Annotated in this window: 17 protein-coding genes; 15 read left to right on the top strand and 2 right to left on the bottom strand. The window is 58.8% G+C overall.

Annotated features, from left to right (window positions below):
* Positions 1-2 precede the first annotated feature (2 nt).
* Entirely contained in the window at positions 3-1,628 is a 1,626-nt protein-coding gene (locus PCAL_RS10155) for a cytochrome D1 domain-containing protein (protein ID WP_011850595.1), read from the bottom strand.
* 84 nt (positions 1,629-1,712) lie between these two features.
* Between PCAL_RS10155 and PCAL_RS10150 the strand changes: the two genes are divergently transcribed.
* The 11 genes from PCAL_RS10150 (at position 1,713) to PCAL_RS10100 (ending at position 9,600) form a co-directional block, all read left to right on the top strand.
* Positions 1,713-2,315: a hypothetical protein gene (locus tag PCAL_RS10150; RefSeq protein WP_011850594.1), complete on the top strand. Its 603-nt coding sequence runs from the start codon at positions 1,713-1,715 to the stop codon at positions 2,313-2,315.
* Between the two features lie 31 nt (positions 2,316-2,346).
* The gene (locus tag PCAL_RS10145) at positions 2,347-2,793 is read left to right on the top strand and encodes a helix-turn-helix domain-containing protein (RefSeq protein WP_011850593.1); all 447 of its coding nucleotides are present in this window, start codon (positions 2,347-2,349) and stop codon (positions 2,791-2,793) included.
* Positions 2,794-2,815: 22 nt separating this feature from the next.
* Positions 2,816-3,538 (top strand): hypothetical protein, encoded by a 723-nt coding sequence (locus PCAL_RS10140; protein WP_011850592.1) that lies wholly within the window; start codon positions 2,816-2,818, stop codon positions 3,536-3,538.
* An 18-nt stretch (positions 3,539-3,556) separates the two neighbouring features.
* Positions 3,557-4,096 (top strand): hemerythrin domain-containing protein, encoded by a 540-nt coding sequence (locus PCAL_RS10135; protein WP_011850591.1) that lies wholly within the window; start codon positions 3,557-3,559, stop codon positions 4,094-4,096.
* Positions 4,086-4,406 carry a hypothetical protein gene (locus PCAL_RS10130; protein ID WP_011850590.1) on the top strand — a complete coding sequence of 107 codons (321 nt, stop codon included), beginning with the start codon at positions 4,086-4,088 and terminating at the stop codon, positions 4,404-4,406. Before PCAL_RS10135 ends, PCAL_RS10130 begins: the two co-directional genes overlap by 11 nt.
* A complete protein-coding gene (gene ccsA, locus PCAL_RS10125) occupies positions 4,407-6,563 on the top strand; it encodes a cytochrome c biogenesis protein CcsA (protein WP_011850589.1) in 2,157 nt (718 codons plus the stop codon).
* A gap of 91 nt (positions 6,564-6,654) precedes the next feature.
* The gene (locus tag PCAL_RS10120; protein WP_011850588.1) at positions 6,655-7,233 is read left to right on the top strand and encodes a cytochrome c family protein; all 579 of its coding nucleotides are present in this window, start codon (positions 6,655-6,657) and stop codon (positions 7,231-7,233) included.
* A gap of 1 nt (position 7,234) precedes the next feature.
* Positions 7,235-7,789, top strand: coding sequence for a QcrA and Rieske domain-containing protein (locus PCAL_RS10115; RefSeq protein WP_011850587.1), 555 nt, complete (start codon positions 7,235-7,237; stop codon positions 7,787-7,789).
* Complete coding sequence (locus tag PCAL_RS10110; RefSeq protein WP_011850586.1) at positions 7,786-9,018, top strand: cytochrome b; 1,233 nt, start codon at positions 7,786-7,788, stop codon at positions 9,016-9,018. The genes PCAL_RS10115 and PCAL_RS10110 overlap by 4 nt, the downstream gene beginning before the upstream one ends.
* A gap of 2 nt (positions 9,019-9,020) precedes the next feature.
* On the top strand, positions 9,021-9,350 hold the full coding sequence (locus PCAL_RS10105; RefSeq protein WP_011850585.1) for a hypothetical protein: 330 nt from the start codon (positions 9,021-9,023) through the stop codon (positions 9,348-9,350).
* Positions 9,343-9,600, top strand: coding sequence for a hypothetical protein (locus tag PCAL_RS10100; RefSeq protein WP_011850584.1), 258 nt, complete (start codon positions 9,343-9,345; stop codon positions 9,598-9,600). Before PCAL_RS10105 ends, PCAL_RS10100 begins: the two co-directional genes overlap by 8 nt.
* Here the strand turns inward: PCAL_RS10100 and narJ are convergent.
* Positions 9,593-10,132, bottom strand: a complete 540-nt coding sequence (gene narJ / locus PCAL_RS10095) for a nitrate reductase molybdenum cofactor assembly chaperone (RefSeq protein ID WP_011850583.1) — start codon at positions 10,130-10,132, stop codon at positions 9,593-9,595. The genes PCAL_RS10100 and narJ overlap by 8 nt on opposite strands.
* Positions 10,133-10,213: 81 nt before the next feature.
* Between narJ and PCAL_RS10090 the strand changes: the two genes are divergently transcribed.
* From PCAL_RS10090 to PCAL_RS10075, 4 genes are all read left to right on the top strand, one after another.
* Positions 10,214-12,376, top strand: a complete 2,163-nt coding sequence (locus PCAL_RS10090; protein WP_011850582.1) for a nitric-oxide reductase large subunit — start codon at positions 10,214-10,216, stop codon at positions 12,374-12,376.
* Positions 12,377-12,461: 85 nt separating this feature from the next.
* On the top strand, positions 12,462-16,340 hold the full coding sequence (locus tag PCAL_RS10085) for a nitrate reductase subunit alpha (protein WP_193322689.1): 3,879 nt from the start codon (positions 12,462-12,464) through the stop codon (positions 16,338-16,340).
* Positions 16,337-17,758, top strand: a complete 1,422-nt coding sequence (narH, locus tag PCAL_RS10080; RefSeq protein ID WP_011850580.1) for a nitrate reductase subunit beta — start codon at positions 16,337-16,339, stop codon at positions 17,756-17,758. Before PCAL_RS10085 ends, narH begins: the two co-directional genes overlap by 4 nt.
* The gene (locus PCAL_RS10075) at positions 17,755-18,666 is read left to right on the top strand and encodes an ethylbenzene dehydrogenase-related protein (protein WP_011850579.1); all 912 of its coding nucleotides are present in this window, start codon (positions 17,755-17,757) and stop codon (positions 18,664-18,666) included. Before narH ends, PCAL_RS10075 begins: the two co-directional genes overlap by 4 nt.

Raw genomic sequence — 18,666 nt, 5'->3', positions numbered from 1 at the left:
TTTTAGAACCAGGGCGCCTTTATGCGCCAAGCTGGGAATATGCCCGTTGGGCTTGGCTCCTCTAGTAGCTGGACTGGCTCTACGTTTTTCAGGTTTATGGTGCCGACAATTTCCCCAGTCTCGGCGTCTACCTTGTACACCGTGTCGGTGCGCTCCAGCGCGCTTATTACATACTTCCCGTCTGGGGTATAGCCGGGGTGCATGGCCCACTTGCCCGGCTTGTTTGCGGCAAATATCGCGGGCTTCGGCGGCCGCGTCGCCACGTCAAGCATGTATATATCTACGGCGAATATGCCCTTGTTTATATTAAACGTGGTGTCAAACCACGCCAAGCCCTTGGGTATTGTGCCATCAGGGAGCGGCGGCGTGGAGTAGAGGCCGCCGCCTGTGTCGGCGGGGAACTCCTGCGGGTAAGTTATGTACTTCTCTAGGTCCATCGTTTGTAGGTTTATCACTGTGATTTTGCCCTCGGCTATGGCGTTGGTTAGGAAGTACTTGTTGGGGACTAGGGTGCCGGGGCCTGGGTGAGGCTTCTTTCCACATGGGATAACGTTGACAACCTCGAAGTTCTCTACGTCGAGTATTGTAATTGTGCTACTCTCCTGCCCTGTGACAGCCACATACCTCCCCACTTTGTCCAACTTGTTGAGCTCGTGGGGGCTTTTGCCAATGCCTGTGGTCTCGTAGGTCTTGTCGCCGATTTGGACTTTGACGCTTCTCCCCTTCTTGTTAGTGTCATAGCTCGTGAAGACGTGTACAATGGGGAAGGAGGGGTCTCTGTAGTCTATCACAAGCACCATCTCGGCGTCTTTTACGTTGACTAGCCAGTAGCCCAAGTCGGTTGTCAATATGGCGCCCTGCCGGCCCATCATGGGCGTGGGGAAGAACTTGCTCACGCCAAGGAATGGGATAACCTTCAACACCTTGAAGGTCTCCGCGTCAAGGATTACCACGTGGCCCGGGTCCTTGGAGCCAGCTATTACGTACTTCCCGTCCTTGTCGTACGCCGCGCTTCTGCAGTCAACGCCGATTTTAATCTGCCTAACCACCTGCATGGAGTAGAGGTCGATCTTGGAGAGCCAGCAGTCCCTTGACATCCCGAGGGCAAACCTCCTCTTGTGCTCAGGCCACTCCTCGCGGCCGAACCTCACCACGTGGACTCTATCCCCCGCGTTTTTCACCCGCTTCAGCACCTTAAAATTCTTCATATCGAGGAAGGTGTAGGCCCCCACCATCTCCACGCCCGGCTCGTGGTATCTGCTCTCAATCAGTATGGCTATCCAGTCCAAGTCGTTGATGTTGTAGGCGGTGGGCTTGCTGGGGAGCTGGTCCTCCGGCACCAACACCCTCAGAGTGCTTTGTATATAATCGGCGCTCAAGTAGGCGAGCCCCCTCTTCTGAAAAGCGTCGTGGGGAGGCGCGGACACCTGCGGCGCCGCGGTTTGTTGCTGTACTTGAACCACGGGCTTCACCCTCACCTCCTCAGCCTTCTCGTACACCACCTTCTGCACAGGCGCGCCGCGGCTCAAGGCAAGGGCCCAGCTACCAACAGCGAAGCCCAGGCCAGCGGCGGCAAAGGCCTTTAACACGTCGCGTCTCCCAGCACCCTTCTCCTGGGACTGCGACATGGCAGTGACTACGCCCGTCCGATTTATTCATTATGGTTAATGTGTTTAACCACAACCCTCTTTAACACCCGCGTATGGGGAGACATGGCAAAGGAGGCCATATATGTGATAATTGCAATCGTAGGCATAATCATCGGCGCGCTGGCGTTCACCTACAGCCCTCCGCCGGCTACAGTCACCGAGACTAGGACAACTGCCACAACGATAACCGAGTCCCCCACCACCGTCACAGCTGGCCAAACCTCCACCCCGGCCACGACCACTGCGCCAGCCCCTTCTGTCAAAGTGCAGTACAACGCCGACTTGGCCAAGAAGGGCGTTGAATACTTCAAACAGCTTGCCTGCAACGCCTGCCACACGGTGAAGGCCGTGGGCATCGAGGTGGGGGGCAACATAGGCCCCGACCTAAGTCAAACCCTCTTGGGCAACGTCGGAATAGAGAAGGGGACAGCGGGCGGCCCCATCATGATGAAGTACTTTGAGAAAAACGGCCTCACAAACCCGGCGGCAGATCCAAACAAGGCTGCCCAGCTAATAGCTAAATTCCTCACAGAGGGAGACAAGGAGCTAGCCCCCACCATGAGTGTACAGATAGAGGCCTTCAAAAAGCAGTACGGCGACAAGTGGGCCAGCGAATATGTCCCAGCACTAGTGGAAATGTTCAAAATGGCAGTAGCCGGAAAGTGACGTATATAACTTGAATTTTTTACTACTTAGTATGAGATTTAAATTTCTCCCCCGGACCTCTTTTTCACTGGAGAAGGAGGATGTCACCGTGTTGTGTCTACTCGCCAAGGGTCTTGGGGCTAAGCAGATAAGCTTTGTGACAGGCCTTTCTCTAAGCGCCGTGTACAGGAGGATAAATAGGCTGAGGGGGCTGGGCTTCGACGGGCCGGGGGTCTACATACCCATAGAGGCCGTGGATGGGCACATAAGGGTCTTGGCCAGGCCTCTCGTGGTAGTTGGAGAGGGGAACTGCGCCTATGTGCCCGACGACTGCGACAACGACTGCCTGCGCTGTCCCTACTACTCCACGCACCTAAGCGCCTTGGTTAAAGTGGTTGGGAGAAACTTCCTCACTCCTGTCCACGCCGCGGAGTACCTCGTGGAGTTGGCGAAGAGGGCGCTGAGACGCGGCTGGGAGCTACGGGGCGGCGAAGTTTAAAACTGGGGCACAGCAAGGGGCCATGCCCAGGCTGATCCCCCGGGAGTGGACCATCGTGGGAGTCTTGACAACAGACCTCGCCGCGGCTCTGGCCCTTGGCCTCCCCTCCGACTGGTGGAGGGCGCTCCTCGCCGTTTTTGCGTTCTTCGTGCACTTGACCACCTTTAGCGCGCTTTTTGAACAAGCCTCGCGGAGGGCCGTCTCGGCGCCTCTCCTCCTTGCAAACGCCCTGCCCTACATCCCCGCCTTATTCAACATGCCGGCGCCCGTCCTCGCCTCCCTCCTCGCCCTAGCCGCGGCCGTCCTCCTCGCCGCGGCCGGCGGCCGGGTGAGGACTCCCGTAGGCTACGTGGCCGGGCTAGCCCTCTACTCCTCCCTAGTGATGCCCATGAGGGCGCTCTTGGGGCCTCCGGCCCCCGGCGAATACGCCGTCTACGCGGCCTACGTGTCGTACTTCACCTCCTTTGCCCTCTACGTGGAGTCCCGCCTGGCCTTTAGGTCTCTAGACCCGACGGCCCCCCTCCTCCTCTGGCTACCCTCAGCCGCCTACGTGGCCGCCCTCAACCCCCTCACTGCGGTGGCTCTGGCAGAGCCCACGTACCTGCTTGTCGACAACTACCTCCGCCACAAGAAGGTCTCCACTGTGGACGAGATAAGGCGCATGGGGAGGAGGATTTTGGCGAGTAGCCTCCTCTTCACTGCCCTCTTAATCGCCGCATATAAGGCGGGGTCAAGGCTTATATAGAGGAGGCGGGGCGGGTCCATGGGCAAGGTGAGAGTGAAGTACGTGACTTCTGTCCTCAGGGAACACCACGACCACATCCTCAGAGCCCTCGCCGTTTTAGACAAGGCCCTCTCTTCCCCCAGCCCAGACCCCGACGACGTGTACACCTTGGTGCAGTTCGCCCAGCGCTTCGTTGACGCGTGTCACCACGGCGTGGAGGAGTACGTGCTCTTCCAGGGGGCAAACCGGGCGGGGTTCCCCCTGACCGGCGGCCCAATACAGGTCATGGTGTGTGAACACGGCGTGGGGCGCTACTTGGCTAGAGTCATGGAGGAGCTGTACCACGCGTGGAAGTCCGGCGACAAGGAGGCCCTACGGGACTTGGCCGACTACGCGCGCATATACATAGACCACCTCTCCCAACACATAGACAAGGAGAACAACGTCCTTTTCCCAATGATAGAGTCCACGGCCCACGAGGCGTCCTCCTCCAAGACCGTGGAACAGATAGAGCGGGAGAACGACCACGAGAGGTGGATCGCCGAGTTGGACAGAGTGGCCAAAAAGTATGGACTATAGGCTGGCCCTCTTCCTCCCAATGTTCTACAAACACGCCTGGACCGCCTACAACGCGAGACGGGGCAGGTACCCCGGAGGCCTTTACGCGAAGGGCATAGCCCTCTACGAGGCGGCCTTCTACCTATGGGCCTTGACCCTCTCCACCCCCCTGGCCCCCCTAGTGTGGACAATGGTGTTAATCCACTTGGCGGGCGTCCCCCTCTACTTCACAGGCGCGCTCAGCCGCTACGCGGCATACGGCCGCGCCTACTCTCTCTTTGAAGCCGCCGAGCTGGCAGTCCTGGCGGCACTCGCCGCCTTCCTCGTATAAATGGACATACTCTACCTAGTCCTACTCACGGCGGCCGCCGCCTTGAACTTCTCCGCGGCGTTTTCAAGGAGGCTGGCGGTCCCCGCCGCGGCGGCCACCACGGCCCTGGCCCTCTACCACTTCGCCCTATTCTTCGCGGATGGGTTTGACGTAGTCGTCGTGTACATAAACGCGGCGCGGGGCATGCCTCCTCTTGAGAAGGCGGCCGCCGCCTTGGCCTCTATCCCCGGCGCAGTCTTCGTGATGGCCACGGCGCTTGTGTGGGGAGGTCTGCGGAGCAGGGCCGCCCACGCCGCGGCGGCCCTCTTGTTGGCATATGCCGCCGCTGAAAGGCCCTTTGAGACAGTGCCCCAGCTAATCCCCGGCTACTACCCCCACTCCGGCATGGGGTTAAACCCCCTGCTGAGGAGCGTGTGGGCAGTGCCCCACCCCGTGGCCGTGCTGGTGGGCTACGGCCTCCTCCTCGCGGGGGCCGCCGCGAGGTCCCACGGGGCTTTTAAGTGGGGGTGGCTGTCGCTATCCCTAGGGCTCTTCTTGGGGGCCGTATGGAGCTACCAGACCTTCGGCTGGAGCGGCTACTGGGCGTGGGACCCCGTGGAAAACGCTCTACTGGCCGTCTGGCTCACGGCCACGGCGGCGCTACACTTAAAAAACGACGGGGGGCGCATCGCTACGGCGGGCGTCCTCCTGGGCGCCGTGGCGGTAAACCAGGGGGGCTTCTCCGCGTTGCACAGCTTCGTGGGCTCCACCCCCACGCCCCAGGTGCTCCTAGCCGCCTCGCTGGCCCTCACGCTGTGGGGACTGGCCAAGATCTCCAAAGGCATCCCCAGGGACCCGGCGCTGGCGGCAACCGCCTTGGGCATGGCCGGGGCCGGCGTTTTTATATACGCAACGGTGGCCTTCCCAGCCCTCTACTCGGCCCTGCTCGGCGCCTCCATCCAGCCACCCTCCGGCGACGCCTTCGTGTCGCTCTTTGTGGCGCCGCTCGCCCTGGCCGTCTACGGCGGACTCGCCCTCTCCTCCCTCTACTACTCCAGGCAACGCTCCGCGCTCCTCATCTACGCCCTCTGGCCAGCGGCCGCCGCCGCGCTGGCGGCGTGGTATAGGCCAGCCTTTGAGAGCCCGTGGTCCACAAACTTCCTCCTCTTCCTCCTGGTTGGCGGCGCGGCGGCGTCAGTGTACTTCGCTGCCAGAAGCCAGCACTCGGCGGCGCACAGGGCCTTACACGCCGTGGTCTTCGCGCTGGTGGCGGCTATAGCCGTGAGCGGGCCCTTCTCCTACAGCCAGGCCTACTACAAACTCACGCCGGTGGAGCCAGGCGGGCGCTACGTCACTCTGTGGAGCTGGCCGTACCCCGCCGAGCTGGCTCTGGAGGTAACGGCCGCCGTCGACTCCGTCGCGGTGGAGGTGCCTCCCACGGCCGCGTTGCCAGCTCTGCCCAACTACACGGCCTATGTCAAGGCCGTCGGTGGCGTCTTCTCCTTGAGCGGGCTGAACTACACGGTAGTGGACTTGGCCGGGGTAAAGTATGTGGTAGTGTGGAGCGGCGGGAGGGAGCTGGGCCGGGTCGGCGCCGTCCCCGTGGTGGAAGTGGAGAGGAACGGCACCGCCGTAGTCTTCCCCGCCCCCCTAGACCTCGTCGAGGCGCTGTCGGTCAACCCAGGCGCCGTCCGCAGATTTTTGGAGTGCGGTGGCGGCGACAACGTGTTACCGAGGGGCGTGGACTTCCGCGGCCGCGTCTACGTGGACGGGGCCGACGCCGTGTTTACGGCGCGCTACGACGCGTCGGGCTGGCTCAAGGGCGTGGGCGGGCTGGTGGTGGGGGTGGCCGATGTGTACAAGCCCCTCGTCGGCTACAACGTAGTCCTCGCGCCCGCCATGGAGACCGTGGGAGGGGCCATGTGGGACGCCGCCACGGCCGCCTACGTCAGAGAGCTGCTGAGCCAATGCAACGCAGGCGCCGCGTATGCAGTTTTGGCGTCTGTGGGCGCTAGAAACCTCACTCAAGTGGCGCTTTACTTGGCCAAGGCCCACGGGGCTTGGGTAGCCGCCGTGAAGCCAGTCCCCCTCATCTCCGAGCTCTACGCCCTCTCAGCCGCCGTCATAGCTCTCTCAGCCTACCTACTGGCCAAAGACCAGAGACAGAATAGGGCGTAAATTGAACCGTTTTTAAACGTTAAAGGCGAAAATGTAATAGTCAAAAACTTTTTCGGTTACAATGTTTAAAAACGGTTCAATTCGGTGCTTTATGCTAACAACTCGGCTGGCAACTCCTCCGTCCAAGGGGTTACCTTGGATCTCTCTGTTAATAGTACTAAGCGCGGTGATAATAGCCGTTGCCACCGCATTCTCACTACTAGGCCTTGGAGCACCTCCACCAGCCGCTACCGCACAGCCCCCGCAGACTGCTACTCAGACTCAGCAGACTCAGACATCGGGCCCGCCTGCGGGTGGGCCGTCTGTTTCTTACAACGCCGAGTTGGCCAACAAGGGCCTTTCCTATTTCAAGGATGTGGGGTGTGTGGCTTGTCACTCGATTAAGTCTCTTGGCGTGTCTGGGGGGAATGTGGGGCCGGACTTGAGTAAGGCCCTCTTCTCTGACACACAGTGGCTTGGGAAATTCTACCGGGACAACGGCCTTCAAAACCCCGCCTCAGACCCTGCCAAGGCTGCGGAGCTGTTGGCCAAATTCCTCACCCAGCCCCCACGAGACGCAACAACAATGACTGCGCAGATAGCCGCCTACAAGTCCCTCTACGGCGACCAATGGGACAAGGAATACGTCCCAGCCCTAGTAGAAATGCTGAAAATGGCCGCCTCGAAGTAATATGGTCGACGAGAATAGACGGAACACTATAAAGATCCTCATTGGCACCACGGCAGCAGTGGGCGCGGGCATGTTGGCGACTCCCCTAGTCGCGTCAATTATTGATGGAAGGGCTGGATACGTAAAGCCGGAGACCACCGGCGCCGTAAAAGTGGAGATATGCAAAGATGTGAATTCTTGCCCGAAGGAGCTCGGCGTCCCCTTGGACGAGTTGCGCAACGGCCCCGTGTTTAAGCTGATACGCGTAAACAGCATGGCTATCCCAGCCGTCTTCGGATTAATCAGAGCAACAGACGGAAAAGAGTACCCAGCGGCCTACGTGGCAATTTGTACACACTTCGGCTGTCCTCTCAACGTCATGGGGGGTAAGTATCTCACAGGCTTTAATTGTCCATGTCACGGAAGCGTGTTCACCGTGTGCAACAAGCCGGAGGGGTGCGGCAACGCCAGATTTCTCGAAATGTACGTATCTGGCGGCCCAGCTGTTAGATCGCTTAGGTCTATCGTGGTGGCGGTGAAAGATGGAGTAGTGTATCCCCTCGTGGCGCACATATGAGGGCGCTGGTTAAGCTCTGGGAGTTGATCCTGGAGCGCTTCCACTTAAAGGAGTTCTTAGAACACCCGGTGCCCCGCTACTCCAACATAAACCCGCTCTACTGGTTCGGCGACGTAGCCGCTGTGAGCTTCTTCCTCCTGGCCCTCACCGGCTTCTTCCTAGCCCTCTTGTACACCCCCTCGCTCGATGTGCGGCAGATACCTGCCTCTGCCATAATGAAGTGGGATCAGCTCTACGGCGTAGAAGGCGGCGAAGTGAGCGCCACAGGGTCATATCTAAGCGTGTACAAGATTGTGTATCTCACCCCGTTCGGCTTTATCCTGCGGCAGTTCCACCTCTGGGCGGCTTACCTCATGATAATGGCGGCGCTTGTGCACTTCTTCGCAAAGTTTGTCCTAGGCGCGTATAAGAGGAGGGGAGGGGGCGCCTTGTGGTTCCTCGGCGTCTTGTTGGGTGTCCTCACCATAAACCAGGCGGTGCTGGGCTATATACTCCCGCTCCACCTCGACGGCATTTTGGCGCTCATGATTGGGCTTAACCTCTTCCGCTACTTCGACTACTTGGGCATCCCCGTGGGGGGTACCATAATTGCCCTACTGGGCTCTAACTATCCCACAAACGAGGTGGTCAAGATGGTATACGTCTTACACATCCTCATAGTGCCAGCGGTGATCTTGATCCTCTTGGGCTTGAAGATCCAGGGCATTTTATACGGCGGCGTGTCGCCTCCCCCAGTGAAAAACGAGGCGCTTAGGCAGAAGATGGTGGAGGACAAAGAGCCCTTCTACCCCCACAGATTTGCGCTTATGGTTGGCCAAGTGTTTCTACAGATATCATTCCTATTGTTGCTGGTGGCCTTCTTCCCCCAGCCGCTGCTGGAGCCCTGGGCGCCTGGCCAAGGAGTGCCGACGGGTGTGCGGCCGCCTTGGCCTGTCATGTGGTACTACACCTATGTGAAAATGATTGATCCCTTCATATCTGTGGGTCTCCCATTCCTATTGGTGCTCTTTGCGCTAGTTGTGCCTCTGCTCGACAGAAGGGGCGGCGTGTCGGTGTCTGAGCGGTGGGTTTGGATATTGATCGCCATATTGTACATGGCCGTGATTGGCTATGGCACAGTGCTGGGCTTCATAGTCGACATACCTAAGCAGATTACGCCGTTTACAAGGATTGTGGTGCCCCCTGACAGCGCTGTGCCATACGTAGGCACTCCTACCCCCGTTGGGTGAGTATGGAGCCCACAGTCCTTGCCTGGCTGACGGCTGGCATCGCCGTGCCGGCGGCCGTGTTGGTGTTCGCGCTAGGCTACGTTAGCAGGGCCGCGTCTACCGCAGTGGGGCTAATATCTGTGCTTGCTCTGCTTGCACTCTTTGCCTATACCGCCAACATAATTATGGCCTACTACTCCGCGGCCTCTTTCCCGCCCGACCCCGCCTGGGTGGAGAAGGGAGTCCTCTACCAGCGTGTGGCCGCTGGCCAGTTAGCCGCGGCGTCGTTTATAATTGGGATTATGGCCGTGCAGTATTACATGGAGATTTCTAAGAGGGAGGGCCATGAATAGGGCCACTGCGTTACTCATATTGGCGCTTATTGTGGCCATTGGAATGGTCTTGTTAAACTACGGCTTGACATACATTAACGGTGTGTACAATACATTTGCCAATAGCCCAAGGGATTTAACGGCACTAAGAGAGGACCCAGTGGAAAGGACGTGGATGTTGCAGAGCGCCGTTTGGACCGGCGTATTCGCCTTGTCTATAGTGGCAGTGATGGCGTACTTGTACTACCTGGCGAGGGAAGAGTTCAAGTAGTCTCAGTAGTCTCAAAATCTTCTTTTAACAGTTTTACAAGGGCGTGGGCCAGGTGTCTGTAGGGGCTCTTTTGTTTTTCTAGACATTGGACAAACTTGTCTAGCCAGGGCTTTATAAACCTCCTGTAGAAGTCCTTCCTCATCAGCTTTCTGCCTAGGTCGTCCACGTTCCTTGACACGGCGAGGAATTCTAACATGGCGGGGAGGTAGTCCGGGAGCTCCCGCCTCACGTCCATGTCGAAGCCAAAGGCTCTGTAATAGGTCAGGATTTGGTGCATGTACCACCCCCTCTCCCTACTGTCTTCCCCAAGCGCGTAATACCCGGCGTATGGGGGGCACTTGGGCGCAAGTTCGAAGAGAGATATGCGGTGGTCTTCCACATCTATGCCCTCAGCCTCTTTGAAGAACTGGGCCACCTCCTCCAGCCCCAGGGCGTGGGCCAGTTCCTCCACGTCGCGCCTTGCCTCAAGCGCCTTCTCGGGCTGGTCCAGGGCCCTCGCTATTGTGATGTAGATTGCTTGTACGGGGTCCACGGCCCTATTTGGACAGTTTTTAAATAGTGGGGTTAAGGGGTGTAACCACTGCGCTTTTCTCTTCCAAGGTAGGTGTGGGCCATGAGAAACGGGTGGTCTCTCCTGGTGTTGGGAGTGACGGTGCTGGTGTACGTGGTGTATTTGGCCATGGCCGTGTGGACTTTCTACAACATGCCTCCAATCCCGGACAAGGTGGTGACTAAGAGCGGGGCTGTGCTTTTCACGGGCAACGACGTGATTGAGGGCAAGAGGCTGGCTCAGAAGTACGGCCTACTGGACTACGGCTCTTTCTTGGGCTTCGGGGGCTACTTCGGCATTGACTATGTGGCCTACACCATGAAGATATATGCGGACAAGATTGCCAACTTGAGGGGGGCCGCCTTCGAGGACGTGAGGCGCCTCATGACGCCTAGGGTGGAGGCGCCGCCGTACGCCTTCGCCTCGTCGCCCTCTGGGACCTTTGTGGTAAGCGACGAGTTCGGCAAGGCCTTCAACGACGTGGTAGAGTTCTACGCCCAGTACTTTGGGCCAAGGGCGGAGGAGGTGGGGCTGAGGCCCAACCTCATAACCAACAGAGATGAGGTCAGGAAGATTGCTGCTTTCTTTACCTGGGGCGTGTTGGTGGCCATGGCTAACTACACCAATGGGTTCCCCTACATGCCTGGCATCTTGTCGCCGAATATCCACGTGACGACCTCCACCTGGGTCACTTTCTTCGTGTTGTTGCTGGCCATAATGCCGCTGGCGGGTTACATAATTATAAAGTTCTTGGACTACTGGAGAGAGCCGCGCATCGCCCTCGACCTCCCGCCTCCGGGCCCCGCGCAGAGGGTGGCCCTCCTCGGCATGGCACTCGCCGTGTTGGGGCTCTCAATACAGGGACTACTGGGCGGCTACCTAATGCACAAGTACACAGAGCCCACCTCTCTCTACGGGATTGCTGGAATTAACTCCGTGTTGCCGTTCAACGTGGCTAGGGCTCTGCACTACAACTTGGCCATTCTCTGGATCGTGGTGACTTGGGTGTCCTTCGCGCTGTTTGTCTTGCCCTACCTCGGCGTGCAATTGTCCAAGGCCAGGGCCTTGGCCATATTGGGCGCCGGGGCCTTCGCGGCTCTGGGCGTGCTGCTCGGGGTCTGGGCGTCTTACCTCCAGCTAATCCCGGACCCGTGGTGGTTTATCTTTGGCTCACAGGGGCGGCCCGTGGTTAACCAAGGCACCTTCTGGCTCCTCCTAATTGCGGCCCTCCTCTTCTACCTATCGGCCGCTGTGTGGAGGGCTTCGAAGACTTCGCCGGAGCCCATACAGCCGCTGGTGAAGATACTGGCGATTGCGCTCGGCGGCACCGCGTTCGGCGCCGTTGTGGGGGCGCTGCCGGTGGTGGCGCCGTGGCCTCACTTCACAATCGACGAGTACTTCCGCTGGATCTTGATACACTCCTTCGTGGAGGGCTTCTGGCCCGCCATAGTGATACCCATACTCCTCATCCTCTTAGTGATAGCGGGCATGGTTCCACCAAAGATGGCCGTGGCGGCGGCTGGGCTAGATGCGACGCTTGAAATAGCCACGGGCATGATAGGCACGGCGCACCACTACTACTGGGGCGGCCAGCCCACTCTCTGGATGTACGTAGGCGCCGTCATGTCCACTTTAGAGGTCTTGCCCATAGGCTTCCTCATTGCCTATGCCCTGGTGCTGTGGAGGAGGGGCGAGTACAAGACAGAGTTGCAGAAGACTCTGCTGACCTTTGTCTTAGTCGCGGCGTTTGGCGGAGCCGTCGGCGTTGTGGCGTTTGGAGCAGGCCTCATAAATATGCCGGTAATAAACTACTACCTCCACGGCAGCCAGGCCACCATGGTCCACGCCCACTTGGCCATGCCGCTGGCCTACGGCGTTCCGTCCATGCTTATGTGGGTAGTGGCCTTTACCCTCGCCGGTGCCTTCTCCGCGGCACAGTTGAAGAGGCTTAGGGTGGCTGTGGTGGTCATGGCAGTCGGCTTCTACATACAGGTGCTCTTGTCGCTCATGTTGCTCGCAACGGCCCAGTTTACAACGACGACGCAGTGGGGCTACTGGGCCTCTAAGGCCATTTTTGCCCCAGACGGGACCCCCGCCTTCTGGATGCGCCCAGACGTGCAAACATTTGTGTGGCTGAGGATGATTGGCGACATAGTGGCCGCCGCGGGCATAGCCGTCTTCCTAATCTACATAGTGAAGGGGTTGCCCAAGGCGCTTAGGGGTTAAAAAGGGGATTCGTCGGAAAAACCCCGATTTTTCCTCTTTCCCTTTCTCGCTTGTAACGCTTTAGAGCCGCCCAGTCCTTGTACATATGCAAATCACGCGTAGGCGGCTTATATCCACTACCGCCGCGCTGGGCGCCTCGGCGGGCTTGTTGGCGCTGGCTCAGAACCTTCAGTATCTAAAGCCCCTGGCGCAGTTTGTAGACGCCCGCCTCCAGTACCCCGACAGGTCGTGGGAGGATATGTACAGGAGGAGGTGGCAGTACGACAAGGTTGCCCGCTCTACCCACGGCGTGAACTGTACGGGGTCTTGTTCGTGGAATGTCTACGTCAAAGACGGCTTGATTGTGTGGGAGCTTCAGGCCACGGACTACCCCGACATATCTCCCGACATTCCCAACTACGAGCCTAGGGGGTGCCCAAGGGGTGCGAGCTTTTCCTGGTACGTCTACTCGCCGCTTAGGGTGAAGTACCCCTACGTGAGGGGGGTGTTGATGGACATGTATAGGAGGTTTAAGCAGGAGACTGGGGACCCTGTGGAGGCTTGGAGGAGGATTGTGGAAGATCCCAACAACCGCCGGGCGTATCAGCGGGCGAGGGGCAAGGCGGGCTGGCGCCGGGTGAGCTGGGACGAGGCGCTGGAGCTAATTGCCGCCGCCTTGATATATACAATTAAGAAGTATGGGCCTGACAGGATCTACGGCTTTACCCCAATCCCGGCGATGTCGCCTGTGAGCTACGCCGCGGGCGCCAGATTTATAGAGCTCATCGGCGGCGTCATGGGCTCCTTTTACGACTGGTATGCAGACCTCCCGCCGGCCAGCCCCCAGATGTGGGGCGAGCAAACCGATGTGCCAGAGAGCGCAGACTGGTTCCACGCCCAGTACATGATTGTGTGGGGGACGAACCTCCCCATGACTCGTACCCCCGACGCACAGATGTACACCCAGGCCAGGTACAGGGGGGCTAAGGTGGCCGTGGTAAGCCCAGACTACAGCGAACATGTGAAATTTGCAGATGTGTGGGTGCCGGTGGCCCCTGGCACAGACGCCGCGTTTGGCCTAGCGGCGGCCCACGTGGCGCTTAAGGAGTACTACGTGGACAAGCAGATTAAGTGTCTGAGGGAGTACGCGAGGCGGTACACCGATTTGCCGTTCTTAGTCGTCCTCGAGCCGCTGGGCGATGGGACCTACGCCTATGGCCGCTTCTTAAGGGCCTCAGACGTGCCAGAGCTCAAGGACAAGGTTGGCCAAAACCCCGAGTGGAAGACTGTGGTGGTGCAGAGTGACGGATCGCTGGCGGTGCCCTACGGCTCTATTGGGTTTAGGTGGGATGGTAGCGGCAAGTGGAATCTCCAGCTGAAGGGGATAACGGCGAGGGGCGAGGGGGACATCGACCCTGTGCTCTCGGTGATGGAGCTTGGGAAGTATGAAAAGGTGAAGGTCAAGTTCTTCGCCGTCGACTTTGACGCAAAGGAGTTTGTCAGAGAGGTCCCGGCCATTAAAGTGGGCGATAGGTACGTCACCACGGTCTTCGACCTCTTGGCGGCCCATCTGGGGGTGAGGCGGGGCGACCTCGGCGGCGACTACCCCGCCAGCTACGACGACCCCAAGCCTTTCACGCCGGCGTGGCAGGAGGCCATCACAGGCGTGTCTAGGCAGCTGGCCATACAAGTGGCGAGGGACTTCATGAACACCGCAATTTACTCGAGGCCGGTCTTCGGCAAGCCGAGCGACCCGCCCTTCTTCGGCGACGACGCCACGCCTTGCGGCGGGAGGGCCATGATCTTTGTGGGGCCGGGGATAAACCACTGGTACCACGCAGACATCATTTACCGCTCTGTGCTGTTGCTGGTGTTCCTCGGCGCAACGCAGGGCAAAAACGGCGGCGGGTGGGCCCACTATGTGGGACAGGAGAAGATTAGGACTTTGATCGGCTGGTCTACGCTGGCCTTTGCCCTGGACTGGGTCAGGCCGCCTAGGCAACAGAACTCTCCCAGCTACTGGTACGTGCACACTGACCAGTGGCGCTACGACCCAATAACCACTGACAAGATTTACCCAGCGCCGTGGGCTAAGAAGTGGCGCAATATGCATGAGATGGACGCCAACGTAGTCGCGGTGAGGCTGGGCTGGTTGCCGTTTTACCCAACTCTCAACGTCAACCCCATTGAGCTTGGGAGCAGACTGGTGCAAGAGGCGAGGCAGGCGGGGGTACCCGACGCGCAACTGTCGGCCTACGTGGCTAGGAGGGTAGCCGAGATGCTTAAAAGCGGCGAGGTCAAATTCGCAATAGAGGACCCAGACGCGCCGGAGAATTGGCCCAGGGTGCTGTTCGTCTGGAGGGCCAACCTCATGGGCTCCTCGTCCAAGGGGCACGAGTACTTCCTCAAGCACCTACTTGGCACAGACAACAACGTAACGGCTGAGGAAGTGGGGACAAAGCTTGTGAAAGAGGTAAACGTGAGGCCAGCTCCCGAGGGCAAGCTAGACCTCCTTGTGGCAATAGACTTCCGCATGGCCACGACCCCCGTGTACGCAGATGTGGTTCTGCCGACGGCCACGTGGTATGAGAAGTACGACTTGTCTATGACAGACATGCACACCTTTATCCACCCGTTTACCCCCGCCGTGGATCCGCCGTGGGAGGCCAAGAGCGATTGGGAGATCTTCAAGGCGTTGGCTAAGAAGTTCTCTGAGATGGCGCCTAAGTACCTCCCGCAGGAGGCCTTTGACGTAGTTATGACGCCGTTGATGCACGACTCGGCGGCGGAAATTGCACAACCATACGGCGAAGTGAAGGACTGGAAGAAGGGCGAGGCGGATGTAGTACCAGGCAAGACTACGCAGAACGTGTCGCTGGTGAGGAGGAGGTATTGGGACGTGTACGACATGTATGTGTCGCTGGGGCCGCTGGTGGTTACAGTGGGCCTATCGGCCAAGGGCATTCCGGCGTTTAAGCCAGTGGAACAGTACAGCTGGCTTAGGGAGAGGAACGGCGTGTCCCAGCCTACCTCGGACTACGTGAAGACGCAGTGTGCAAATGTAGGAGGCTGTCCGAGCATTGAGCTAGATAAACAGGCCGCCGAAGCCATCTTGGCCATCTCGCCGGAGTCCAATGGCGAAGTGGCCTACATGGCGTGGTCAAACCTGGAGAGAGTGGTGGGCCTCTCGCTTAAGGACCTCCCCGCCAGGGAGCTCCGCATCACGTTTGACGACGTCGTCGCTCAGCCGAGGAGGGTCACGACGTCGCCTGTGTGGAACGGCATTGAGGCGCCTGGGAGGACGTATTCGCCGTTTACTGTGAACACGGAGCGCCTAGTGCCTTGGCGCACTTTGACGGGAAGGCAGCACCTCTACATTGACCACGAGTGGTTTAGGGAGTTGGGAGAGTCGTTCCCCATATATAAGAGGCCTTTGGATGTCGTGTTGGTGAACGTTGTTAACAAGTTTGCCAGCGTGTCAGACTTCTGGTACGACCCTGCCAAGTATAGGAGGGAGGTGGGGGGCGAGCGGAGGCTTGTGTTGCGCTTCTTGACGCCGCATGGGAAGTGGAACATACACTCTGAGTACTGGGACAACCTCATTATGCTCACGCTGTTTAGAGGTGGGCAGGTGGTCTGGCTCAACGACGAGGACGCCAAGTGGGCTGGCATAAACGACAACGACTGGATAGAGGTGATCAACGCAAACGGCGTAATTGTGGCTAGGGCCGCCGTGAGTCCCAGGATTCCGAGGGGCACCGCGATTATGTACCACGCCCAGGAGAGGCACGTGTATGTTCCACTTTCTCCCACCACTGGAAAGCGCGCTGGCATTCACAACAGCGTTACTATTACTCACTTAAAGCCCACTAAGATGGTGGGCGGCTACGCGCAACTAAGCTACTCCTTTAACTACTACGGCCCCACTGGCGTAAATAGGGATACTCTTGTGGTAGTAAGAAAGGCGAGTGGGGTGAGGCTATGAGGGTGCGCGCCCAGATCGCGATGGTAATGAACTTGGACAAGTGCATTGGCTGCCACACGTGTAGCGTCACGTGTAAAAACGTATGGACTAATAGGCAGGGCGCAGAGTACATGTGGTGGAACAACGTGGAGACGCGGCCTGGCCCCGGCTATCCGAGGCAGTGGGAGAACCAAGACAAGTACAACGGCGGCTGGGCGCTGAGCGGGGGCAAGCTAGTCCTCAGAGTCGAGTTGAAGAAGAGCTATAAGCCGCCTGGGCTTGACGACTACTATCACCCGTGGACTTACGACTACGAGGTGCTATTCTCAGAGACGCAGGCGGAGCAACAGCCTGTGGCTAGGCCTATTTCCCTAGTAACAAACGAGCCCGTCGATGTGAAGTACGGCCCCAACTGGAACGACGACTTGGCGGGCACCGAGTACATACTGGAGGATGTGAATATGTCAGAGACGGAGCGCGCGGTCTATACGCAGTTTAAGGACGTGTTTATGATGTATCTGCCTAGGATTTGCAACCACTGTCTAAACCCGTCGTGCCTCGCCGCATGTCCAAGAAAGGCGATTTATAAGAGGGAGGAGGACGGCATAGTGCTCGTGGACCAGACTAGATGCCGTGGGTATAGGTACTGTGTGGCCGCATGTCCCTATAAGAAGGTGTATTACAACTGGAAGACTGGGAAATCTGAGAAATGTATCTTCTGCTATCCCCGGGTGGAGGCCGGCCAGCCCACCGTATGCAGTCTGACGTGCGTTGGGAAAATTAGGTACATGGGCGTGTTGCTCTACGACGCAGATAAGGTGCTCGACGTAGCCGCCGAGCCGGATCCCAAGAGGCTTGTCCGCCGCTTTGCAGACGAGGTGCTTCTAGATCCCTACGACCCCAACGTGGTGGCGGCGGCGAGGGAGGCTGGGATTCCAGACGACTGGATTGCCGCGGCGAGGAGGTCGCCTGTGTACAAAATGGTGAAGGTGTGGAAGGTGGCCTTCCCGCTACACCCCGAGTTTAGGACCTTGCCCATGGTCTTCTACGTGCCTCCGCTGAGCCCCGTTGTTACCACATATGAGAACGCATATGGTGCAAAGATCACCGATATAATGCCGAAGGTCTCTGAGCTGAGGATACCCATCCAGTACCTTGCCAACATGTTCACCGCGGGAGACACAGCGCTAGTGGAACAAGCGCTTAAGAAGCTACTCGCCGTGAGAATTTACGAGAGGGCTAAGAACGTGGCTGAGCCTGGCCTCGCAGAGAAGGCCAAGGCGGCCCTTCAGGAGGCTGGGCTGTCTGAGGCCGACGCTGAGGAGATGTACCGGCTCTTCGCCATTGCGAGATTTGAGGACAGGTTCGTCATACCGACGAATCCGAAGAGATACACAAACCAGCCCCAAGTGCAGAGAGGCGTGGTGGGGTTGCCATGATGGGCGGTAGGCTTCTCCACGGGGCCGTCTTAGCCATCGCCGTGGTGTTGGCGGCGCTGGGAGTAATATTGATCACGGCACAGGCGCCGACGGTGGTTGTGAAATATGTGAACGGGAATATACCTCTTGACCCAGCCGCGCCCGTGTGGCCCACGCCTATTGAAGTACCGCTTACGTCGCAACAGTTGACGTATCCACTGCCCGCGGCGGCGGAGACGCGTAGCGTATACGTGTCTGCCGTGTACAATGCCACGCATATAGCGTTCCTGTTGACGTGGCAAGACTCCACTAGGGACGTGGCTACGCCAGGTGGATTAGACGTGTTCCCAGACGCCGTGGCGATACAGTTCCCAGTGTCAAGGGCTCAGTTGCCCTACATATGCATGGGCACCGTGGACAACCCCGTGAATATAATCTACTGGAAGGCGGGTGTGGGCGTGGAGAACTTAGTGGCGGGCGCTGGCTACGGCCTTTCGCCGCAACAGAGAGAGGCACTTGGCCTACAGGCAACTCCCACTTCGCCAGTGGAGCTACTGCCGCAGAATGCCCAGGTAGTGCAGGCATATACCACATACGCTGGGGGCAGGTGGCAGGTGGTGATAGTTAGGCCGCTTGCGTCAGTTCACCCGCTGATGTCCTCGCTGGCCAGCGACTTCAGCGCGGCGTTTGCCACATGGGATGGCGGAAAGGGCGAGCGCGGCGGGCTGAAGGCCACCAGCGGCTGGATCAGCTTCACGCTTGAGAGACCGGCGGCGCCTGCCAGAGTTGAGACTGTTACACAGGCGGCGCCTACCACTGTCACCGCTACACAGATTGTGGAGACTTCGCCGACGTGGGCGTGGGTGGTGATCGGCGTCCTAATAGCGGTTATTGCAATATTGCTCGGCTTGGCGTTCCGCAGGAAGTAA

The organism is Pyrobaculum calidifontis JCM 11548, from assembly GCF_000015805.1.
Classification (GTDB): Archaea; Thermoproteota; Thermoprotei; order Thermoproteales; family Thermoproteaceae; genus Pyrobaculum; species Pyrobaculum calidifontis.
This window is presented reverse-complemented; position numbering and strand designations above follow the sequence as displayed.

Excerpts from the sequence above, each read along its gene's own strand:
- PCAL_RS10155 (WP_011850595.1), bottom strand. The coding sequence starts at position 1,628 with ATGTCGCAGTCCCAGGAGAAGGGTGCTGGGAGACGCGACGTGTTAAAG.
- PCAL_RS10150 (WP_011850594.1), top strand. The coding sequence starts at position 1,713 with ATGGCAAAGGAGGCCATATATGTGATAATTGCAATCGTAGGCATAATC.
- PCAL_RS10145 (WP_011850593.1), top strand. The coding sequence starts at position 2,347 with ATGAGATTTAAATTTCTCCCCCGGACCTCTTTTTCACTGGAGAAGGAG.
- PCAL_RS10140 (WP_011850592.1), top strand. The coding sequence starts at position 2,816 with ATGCCCAGGCTGATCCCCCGGGAGTGGACCATCGTGGGAGTCTTGACA.
- PCAL_RS10135 (WP_011850591.1), top strand. The coding sequence starts at position 3,557 with ATGGGCAAGGTGAGAGTGAAGTACGTGACTTCTGTCCTCAGGGAACAC.
- PCAL_RS10130 (WP_011850590.1), top strand. The coding sequence starts at position 4,086 with ATGGACTATAGGCTGGCCCTCTTCCTCCCAATGTTCTACAAACACGCC.
- ccsA (WP_011850589.1), top strand. The coding sequence starts at position 4,407 with ATGGACATACTCTACCTAGTCCTACTCACGGCGGCCGCCGCCTTGAAC.
- PCAL_RS10120 (WP_011850588.1), top strand. The coding sequence starts at position 6,655 with ATGCTAACAACTCGGCTGGCAACTCCTCCGTCCAAGGGGTTACCTTGG.
- PCAL_RS10115 (WP_011850587.1), top strand. The coding sequence starts at position 7,235 with ATGGTCGACGAGAATAGACGGAACACTATAAAGATCCTCATTGGCACC.
- PCAL_RS10110 (WP_011850586.1), top strand. The coding sequence starts at position 7,786 with ATGAGGGCGCTGGTTAAGCTCTGGGAGTTGATCCTGGAGCGCTTCCAC.
- PCAL_RS10105 (WP_011850585.1), top strand. The coding sequence starts at position 9,021 with ATGGAGCCCACAGTCCTTGCCTGGCTGACGGCTGGCATCGCCGTGCCG.
- PCAL_RS10100 (WP_011850584.1), top strand. The coding sequence starts at position 9,343 with ATGAATAGGGCCACTGCGTTACTCATATTGGCGCTTATTGTGGCCATT.
- PCAL_RS10090 (WP_011850582.1), top strand. The coding sequence starts at position 10,214 with ATGAGAAACGGGTGGTCTCTCCTGGTGTTGGGAGTGACGGTGCTGGTG.
- PCAL_RS10085 (WP_193322689.1), top strand. The coding sequence starts at position 12,462 with ATGCAAATCACGCGTAGGCGGCTTATATCCACTACCGCCGCGCTGGGC.
- narH (WP_011850580.1), top strand. The coding sequence starts at position 16,337 with ATGAGGGTGCGCGCCCAGATCGCGATGGTAATGAACTTGGACAAGTGC.
- PCAL_RS10075 (WP_011850579.1), top strand. The coding sequence starts at position 17,755 with ATGATGGGCGGTAGGCTTCTCCACGGGGCCGTCTTAGCCATCGCCGTG.